We start from the raw sequence: 229 nt of genomic DNA, 5'->3' as shown, positions 1-229 counted from the left end.
CGTCGAGGTCCCCGGCGGCGAGGAAGTGGAAACCCTCCCAGCCGTTGCCCACGGTGACGTACGGAGTGCGGAAGCCGCCGGCCCCGTTGCCGGGGAAGATCACGAGAGGCCCGGCCGGGGACACTCCGATGACGTCCTGCCGTCCGTCCCCGGTGAAGACCGCACCGGAAGTGACGTGACGCATCCCGTACCAGCCGGCTCCCGGGGTGGTCGCTGCACGGAAGCCGCC

General features: G+C 71.6%; 1 pseudogene. It reads right to left on the bottom strand.

The window, feature by feature from the left end:
* Positions 1–229, bottom strand: a pseudogene (locus KVS71_RS19610) (hypothetical protein); the annotation flags it as partial.

This window comes from Microbacterium sp. GbtcB4, assembly GCF_019091465.1.
Lineage (GTDB): Bacteria > Actinomycetota > Actinomycetes > Actinomycetales > Microbacteriaceae > Microbacterium > Microbacterium paraoxydans.
This window is presented reverse-complemented; position numbering and strand designations above follow the sequence as displayed.